This is a genomic window from Synechococcales cyanobacterium T60_A2020_003, assembly GCA_015272205.1.
Classification (GTDB): Bacteria; Cyanobacteriota; Cyanobacteriia; order RECH01; family RECH01; genus JACYMB01.
Genome location: JACYMB010000279.1, coordinates 1 through 6,997, shown reverse-complemented (window position 1 = coordinate 6,997; position 6,997 = coordinate 1). Strand labels below are relative to the sequence as shown.

The window sequence follows — 6,997 nt, the reverse complement described above, 5'->3', positions numbered from 1 at the left end:
TCATCCTGGCATTTTACGCCGCAGAGCGGCGGGGAATCGACCCGCAGGGATTGAATTCACGGTTGGGTCTAAGTCCTCAAAGCGTATCAGACTCAAAAAGGAATTCTACTTCTTCCGGCCTGCCTTGGCATCAACCAACTCTAGTTCTGACAGATTGAAGGTGACTAACTTATCCCAATTCCCCCCTTCAAACAGGACGGCTACCTTGCTACCGCTTATACGCTGCACAAGGCCCTGAAAACCATAATAAGTGTCATCTGCGTTTACAACGCGAACAGCAGAACCTGGAAAAATCATAGTGTTAACTGGGGTACGTAGTGTAGACAACTCTCTATCCAGAATACTGGAGGATAAACGACTCAAGCCATGCCTCAACCATCAGAATTGATAAACCCTGCTAAAACCTTAGACGATGGCGATGATTGGCAACCGATTCCACAAGTCCAATGGCAATAAAATTAGTCAGTAGAGCAGAGCGTCCATAGCTCATCCAAGGTAAGGGAATTCCAGTTACTGGTGCTAGTCCAATCGTCATTCCAATATTCACAAGTACCTGGAATACGAGCATCGCCAATACCCCAACGGCTAGGAGCGACCCAAAATTATCCTTGGCATTCTGGGCAATCAGAACTAGCCGCAAGCAAATGAGCCAAAACGCAATCAGCATCGCCATACAGCCCACAAACCCTAGTTCTTCACCTACGGCTGAAAAAATGAAGTCTGTATGTTGCTCCGGAATAAAGCTGAGTTGGGTTTGCGTCCCCTGGTTAAGCCCTTGTCCCCAAAGTTGCCCTGCCCCAATCGCAATCCGAGACTGAATCAGGTGATATCCACCCCCTAGCGGATCTTTATCTGGGTCAAGGAACAAAATCAGACGATCCTTTTGATAATCCTGCAAGAGGTTCCAGAAAACTTGTCCCAATCCTCCGGATGCCAAATTCACTAACATTGCCCCTACCGTACTGTAAAACGGCCAAGGCATCGTCTTCCAGGCAATTACGCCCATCAATATGGCCCAAACCACCCAAGCCGGGAAGAAAACGCTGAATAAGATCGCCGACACCAAAGGCGAAATCATCAATACAAGCCAGCCCGGATTGGCATTAGCCCAGTACAGCATTACCAGCGTAATGGCACCGAATACCAGAGAAGTGCCTAAATCGGGCTGGATAAAAACTAAGAACCAAGGCACAGCCGCAATAGATAGGGTCTGAACAATTGCCGGAATGGTAGAGGCTGTTCGTTCGTGTAAGAGCCCCGCCAACGTAATAATCATGCCAATTTTGGCAAATTCAGAGGGCTGAATATTGAATCCCCCAATCGTAATCCAGCGCTGTGCCCCTAGCGCTTCAGTACCCAAAAATATGACCGACAGCAGGGAAAGATTAGTCAGCGCGTATATGATCCAAAATGTGCGCGTCAGGTTGTCATAGCGCCATCGCGCTAAGGCCATGGCAGTGACTAACCCAATGCCTCCAATAATCCAGTGTTGCCGCCAGTCTGTGAGCTGTTCAGATAGCTCTGTACTGCGAATGACAATACCACCAAAAATTGTGATCCCAACGACCGCAATGAGAAGCAGCCAGTCGATATCTTGCCACGGTTGCCACAAAAACTTCCATCGAGACTGAGACTGGTTTATCGATCGTTGAAGCATGGGGTTTGGTGAAAAAAGAAGATAGAAATAGTTACGACGAATGACGCGTCATCACGTTGCTGCGCCAGATGAGCAGTAAATTTTAGAGACATGGTTTAGGCTAAGGCAGCCACGGAAACCCTGGCGGCGACCCTCTGAGCAACGGCCACTAGCGCTTTTGCCGAAGCAGATTCTGGTTTACCCACAACGATAGGAATTCCAGCATCCCCTCCTTCACGCAAATGGATTTCGAGGGGAACGCAACCGAGCAGGGGCAATCCTAATTCCGTTGAGGTTTTTTCGCCACCCCCTGACCCAAAAATATCGTACTGGCGCTCTGGCAGATCTGGCGGTATGAAGTAGCTCATGTTTTCCACGATGCCCAGGACAGGTACCTGCAACTGTTGGAACATGCGTAGTCCTCGCCGAGCATCCATCAGGGCAACCGCTTGAGGCGTGGTAACAATCACAGCCCCCGCCATCGGTACGGCTTGGGCCAAGGTGAGTTGAGCATCTCCGGTTCCGGGGGGGAGATCAACAATTAAATAATCCAACGCTCCCCAGTTCACCTGATACAAAAACTGACGGATGATGCCGTTTAACATTGGCCCCCGCCAGATCACAGGTTGATCCGGATCAATGAGAAAACCCATGGAAGCCAGCTTAATGCCGTGGTTGAAGGCTGGTTCTAGAATTTCGCCGGATTGCCCTTGCTGAACGGCAATTTTGGCATTACTGAGACCTAACATGAGGGGGGCATTGGGGCCATAGATATCGGCATCCAGCAACCCAACCTTAGCGCCGCTTTGGGCGAGAGCTGCTGCAATGTTGACCGCAACTGTGCTTTTGCCAACCCCACCTTTTCCACTGGAAACGGCGATGATATTTTTGATCCCCGTAACGCCTTGGCGATCGGGTAAGGATTTCTGACTTGGTGTCTCGGCGGTAACCTCGACTGAGACCTGTTGCACTCCCGGTAGACTTTGTACCGCCTTTTTACAATCATCCACAATAAACTCTCGCAGAGGACAGGCTGGAGTGGTGAGAACTAGCGTAAAGCTTACGTTTCCATCAGTGACCGTAACATTTCGGATCATGTTAAGGTCTACCAGGCTTTTCTGGAGTTCGGGATCTTGGACAGGTCGCAAAACTTCGAGGACGGACTGGGGATCAAGCACGTTCGACATACGCTTCATTGCGAGTGGTAAGGGTTCTCATCCAAGGTGGTGGATTAGGGAAAAACGATGGAGGCTAACGACATCTAAAATTTGCGATCGCCCCCTTAGCGTCATCTCTAGGAATTAATTCCTAGAGCAATCCCTAAAGCTAATCTTAAGCTGCGATGACAAAGATTCGCACCCAAGCATCTATAACTTCCTGCAATTGCTGTACTCAAGGTTCTAAAAACTTGGACATTGGAAAGCGGCTGGGCTATGTAACGGGGATCACTATCAGTAGTAGTGAGCTACTCCATAGCTGAGTCCTAGACAGGCTACAAAGAGTCCGAATAGATCTCGGAAGTTCTGCTGGAGTTTTTCCGAACGTTTATTTAGCCTTGGTTTGAGCAGATCCTGCTCAGCAGCTTGGGCAAGTTGGCTAGCGACCCGTGCTGCATAGGGACGTATGACTGACCACACCAAGGGGGAGAGCCATCCGCGCAAGGTTACGGAATAGGAAATTTGTGTCCCACACACCGTTGACTCTACTTGGTATGTCACTCGCTCCTCTAGTCCTGGTAGCGCCAAAATGCGGATACTCAGAAGTTCTCTCGGATTTACACGCTCCACAAAAATGCGAATGGGAATTGGAAAAAAACAGGTAACGGCCTGGTAAATCAGGCCGGGTGTTGGTAATAAGCCATTGGGGGCATTTGTGCTGATAATGACTGGATGCCAGGATACGTCGGCCAAGTTCTCTACTTTTTGCCAAAGAGCATCGACAGAAGCAGTACTAATAGCCTGATAGGTTCTGACGAAAGAGCGACGGGCAGATATTTTCCAGGGAAAACATTTGGCTAGAAAGTCAAACATGGAACAGCTCTCCTCTGCTCATCTGGCTTAGGTGTACGATACACCCCCAGAGCGACGGTAAAAATCTATCGGTTTGCCAGCTTTTATTCTACCGTCTGGTTTCAACTGAATAAAATCCTTACAGATCCAACAAGATGGAGACTGACCGTGCCTGAGGCGGAAGTCTTTAATCGTGCTGAAACCGCACCTAGAACTACATCAAGTTCGAGTCATAACTTCATTTGTTACATTCCTTTAGCCAATCATATGAAGGCGACCAATCCAAGATAGGCTAGATTCGTATCTTTTCCCAGATAGAGGGGCGATCGCTCCACTGGTTCATGATTGAGCTGTTCGTTTTTCCTGGGAATAGGGTTTAGTAAAATGGTTTCAAGACCCCGGATTAAGTCATATGGTCAATCTTTCAACTCCCGATACAAGTGTCTCCTCAACCCAGTTGCCACCTGTCGATTCTCGTGACCGTGTCAGTGCTTTTTTGAAAACGCTTCAAGATGAAATTTGTCAAGGGCTAGAGACACTAGATGGATCTGAAACCTTTCATCAGGATGCGTGGGAACGTGAAGAAGGCGGGGGCGGTCGTTCGCGTGTCATTCGGGACGGGGGTGTATTCGAACAAGGGGGTGTCAATTTTTCGGAAGTTTGGGGCAAAAATTTACCTCCCTCGATCCTGACGCAGCGCCCAGAAGCTGCTGGACATGAGTTTTATGCCACGGGCACTTCCATGGTCTTGCATCCCCGTAATCCCTACGTTCCAACGGTTCATCTCAACTACCGTTATTTTGAAGCAGGGCCAGTCTGGTGGTTTGGTGGGGGGTTAGACTTAACCCCTTACTATCCCTTTGCGGAAGACGCTATTCACCTGCACCGGACTCTAAAGGACGCGTGCGATAAACATCATCCTGAGTACTACCCGGCCTTTAAGCGGTGGTGTGATGAATATTTCTACCTTAAGCATCGCAACGAGACGCGTGGGGTAGGAGGTATTTTCTTCGATTACCAGGATGGCCGTCCAGCTAAGCTTTACCACGGCCCCGATCCTCAAGGGGAAGCCGCTGCCTACAGCGATGCCGTTGGCGTGGTCGGACCTCGTAGTTGGGAATCCCTGTTTGCGTTTGTTCAGGATTGTGGACAAGCGTTTTTGCCCGCCTATATCCCCATTGTGGAGCGTCGGAAAAATACCGAGTATGGCGATCGCGAACGGCAGTTCCAACTGTATCGTCGGGGACGGTATGTAGAATTCAACTTGGTTTACGATCGGGGCACTATCTTTGGCCTACAAACAAATGGTCGAACCGAATCTATCTTGATGTCGCTTCCCCCGCTAGTCCGCTGGGAGTACGGATATCAGCCCGAACCCGGTAGTCCTGAATCCAAGCTCTATGAGGTTTTCCTCAAGCCGCAAGATTGGCTAAGCTGGGACTCGTGATTTCCCTATAGTGCTGGAGAGCTTGTCCCAGTAAGGGCTCCCTGAAGAAAACGTTAAGCTGTGATGCAGCTCTCCGCAATTTCCCTGATAAGTCGGGGATACAGAGAATCGTCCAAGTAGTGATTGGCCCCATTGAATTGGGGCAATCTACGGGGGTAACTTTGCAGCACTAAGGTTAGGATATTGACAAGATTAGGCCAATCAGACGTAGACGCTATCGAGGTGTCACCCTAGGGTTCGAGGCGATCGCTAGCATCAAGTATCTGAGTTCTTGGCTTCTTACACGTCACCTATCCCCGACTTGATTGTGAGTCCTATCCAAGACAAATCAGTGGCCTCCATGGATCAAACGATTCACACCACGCCCGATGGTAGACAGATTGTGATTATGGCTCCAAGTGGACGCTTAGACATCACAACCGCGTGGCAGTTCCGCCTGCAATTGCAAGAGTGCATTTCTACCGTGAGCCCTCATATTATTGTCAACTTGAGTCAGGTTAGCTTTATTGATAGCTCTGGCCTCACCTCACTAGTCGCCGGAATGCGCGATGCTGATAAGCGACGGGGTTCCTTCCGTCTGTGCAACGTGCATCCAGAAGCTAAACTTGTTTTCGAAGTGACGATGATGGATTCAGTGTTTGAGATTTTTGATACGCAGGCTGAGGCAATTGAAGGGCTTGCGAACAACGTGTCAAGTTAGGGGAATCTTGGCAAAATCTCCAGCAAGCGGGACAATGAAAGGTACTTAACCCAATTAATGCATTGAGACCCTGCTGTGAATAACGTCCGCACTGTATCTGACACTAAGCGTTCCTTCTACACGCTGCATACTCGACCGATTAACTCTCTTTATCGAAGAGTCGTAGAGGAGTTAATGGTTGAAATGCATCTGCTTTCAGTGAATTCGGATTTTCAGTACGATCCCATCTATGCTCTTGGTGTCGTAACGTCATTCGATCGCTTCATGCAGGGCTATCAGCCAGAAGCCGATCAGAATTCGATCTTTGTCGCTCTATGTCAGTCGGTGGAATCGAATCCGCAACAAGTTCGACAAGACGCAGCGCAAATCAAGGCTGATGCAGCAAGCTACACCTCAGACTCTTTAATAGACGCTGCAGCAAATGGGGCTGCACCAGACGGTATCTTGAAGTCAACTCTGCAGGCGATCGCCCACCGCTCGCGATTTAAGTACAGCCGATTGTTTGCCATTGGGTTGTATGCCGTGATTGAGCAAATTGATAGCGCTGTCACGACCGATGAAAAGCGCTTAAACGAAATCGTCGATCGTCTGAGTGAACCGTTGCATATAGTGGCTGACAAGTGCAAAAAAGATTTAGAGCTTTATCGCAGCAATTTGGAAAAAATGGTGCAGGCTCAAGCGGTATTGGCTGACGTGTTGGCCGCTGATCGAAAGAAGAAAGAGCAGCGTGCTCAGGAGAAAGCAAAACGAGAGGCGATCTCTACTTCCAGTAGTGAGACAACAGAGGAATCTAACGCTTAAGGCACGGATGTGAATTCTGCATAGTTTTGAACCAGTGAGCTTGCTCGCTGGTTTTGTTTAGAGTCCTACCATCAATGCCTCCCACACGTTGGCTTGAAGACGGGAGCAAAGGGGATAATGGTTATGAGCCTGGAGTGGCTACCGATGAGGCTAAACTTAAATCTCTCAAAGGTTCGTGTTCAGATTCGAGACTTAATTGAGGTTGATCGTCGGTTAGGGATCCGTCCCCAAGAACATCCCGAAAAATTTCAATGACCCGATCCACTTTTGCATCCCAATCAAAATAGTTCTCACGCACCCGCTGTAAGCTGCCTTTACCCAAGCGCAGGCGTAAATCTGGGGAGTTTGAGCACTGGTCTTCTAGTTCGTGATGTCTGTGAAGCCTCGTAATGTCAGGAATTCCT

General features: G+C 49.0%; 7 protein-coding genes. 3 read left to right on the top strand and 4 right to left on the bottom strand.

Annotation, left to right across the window (positions count from 1 at the left end):
* Positions 1-105: 105 nt before the first annotated feature.
* The 4 genes from IGR76_13800 to IGR76_13785 form a co-directional block, all read right to left on the bottom strand.
* The gene (locus IGR76_13800; GenBank protein MBF2079551.1) at positions 106-297 is read right to left on the bottom strand and encodes a DUF3252 domain-containing protein; all 192 of its coding nucleotides are present in this window, start codon (positions 295-297) and stop codon (positions 106-108) included.
* Between the two features lie 100 nt (positions 298-397).
* Entirely contained in the window at positions 398-1,657 is a 1,260-nt protein-coding gene (rodA, locus tag IGR76_13795; GenBank protein MBF2079550.1) for a rod shape-determining protein RodA, read from the bottom strand.
* 95 nt (positions 1,658-1,752) lie between these two features.
* Positions 1,753-2,814: an Mrp/NBP35 family ATP-binding protein gene (locus IGR76_13790; protein MBF2079549.1), complete on the bottom strand. Its 1,062-nt coding sequence runs from the start codon at positions 2,812-2,814 to the stop codon at positions 1,753-1,755.
* Positions 2,815-3,087: 273 nt separating this feature from the next.
* Entirely contained in the window at positions 3,088-3,666 is a 579-nt protein-coding gene (locus IGR76_13785; GenBank protein MBF2079548.1) for an SRPBCC family protein, read from the bottom strand.
* A 391-nt stretch (positions 3,667-4,057) separates the two neighbouring features.
* On the opposite strand from IGR76_13785, the gene hemF reads away from it, so the two are divergent.
* The 3 genes from hemF to IGR76_13770 all read left to right on the top strand — a co-directional run bounded on the left by hemF (position 4,058) and on the right by IGR76_13770 (position 6,593).
* Positions 4,058-5,092, top strand: coding sequence for an oxygen-dependent coproporphyrinogen oxidase (hemF, locus tag IGR76_13780; protein MBF2079547.1), 1,035 nt, complete (start codon positions 4,058-4,060; stop codon positions 5,090-5,092).
* A 331-nt stretch (positions 5,093-5,423) separates the two neighbouring features.
* Positions 5,424-5,792: an STAS domain-containing protein gene (locus tag IGR76_13775; protein MBF2079546.1), complete on the top strand. Its 369-nt coding sequence runs from the start codon at positions 5,424-5,426 to the stop codon at positions 5,790-5,792.
* A 75-nt stretch (positions 5,793-5,867) separates the two neighbouring features.
* Complete coding sequence (locus tag IGR76_13770; protein ID MBF2079545.1) at positions 5,868-6,593, top strand: photosystem II biogenesis protein Psp29; 726 nt, start codon at positions 5,868-5,870, stop codon at positions 6,591-6,593.
* The last annotated feature ends 404 nt before the right edge of the window (positions 6,594-6,997 follow it).

Bases quoted from the DNA above. Each gene is read 5' to 3' on its own strand.
- hemF (MBF2079547.1), top strand. From the start codon at position 4,058: ATGGTCAATCTTTCAACTCCCGATACAAGTGTCTCCTCAACCCAGTTG.
- IGR76_13800 (MBF2079551.1), bottom strand. From the start codon at position 297: ATGATTTTTCCAGGTTCTGCTGTTCGCGTTGTAAACGCAGATGACACT.
- IGR76_13785 (MBF2079548.1), bottom strand. From the start codon at position 3,666: ATGTTTGACTTTCTAGCCAAATGTTTTCCCTGGAAAATATCTGCCCGT.
- rodA (MBF2079550.1), bottom strand. From the start codon at position 1,657: ATGCTTCAACGATCGATAAACCAGTCTCAGTCTCGATGGAAGTTTTTG.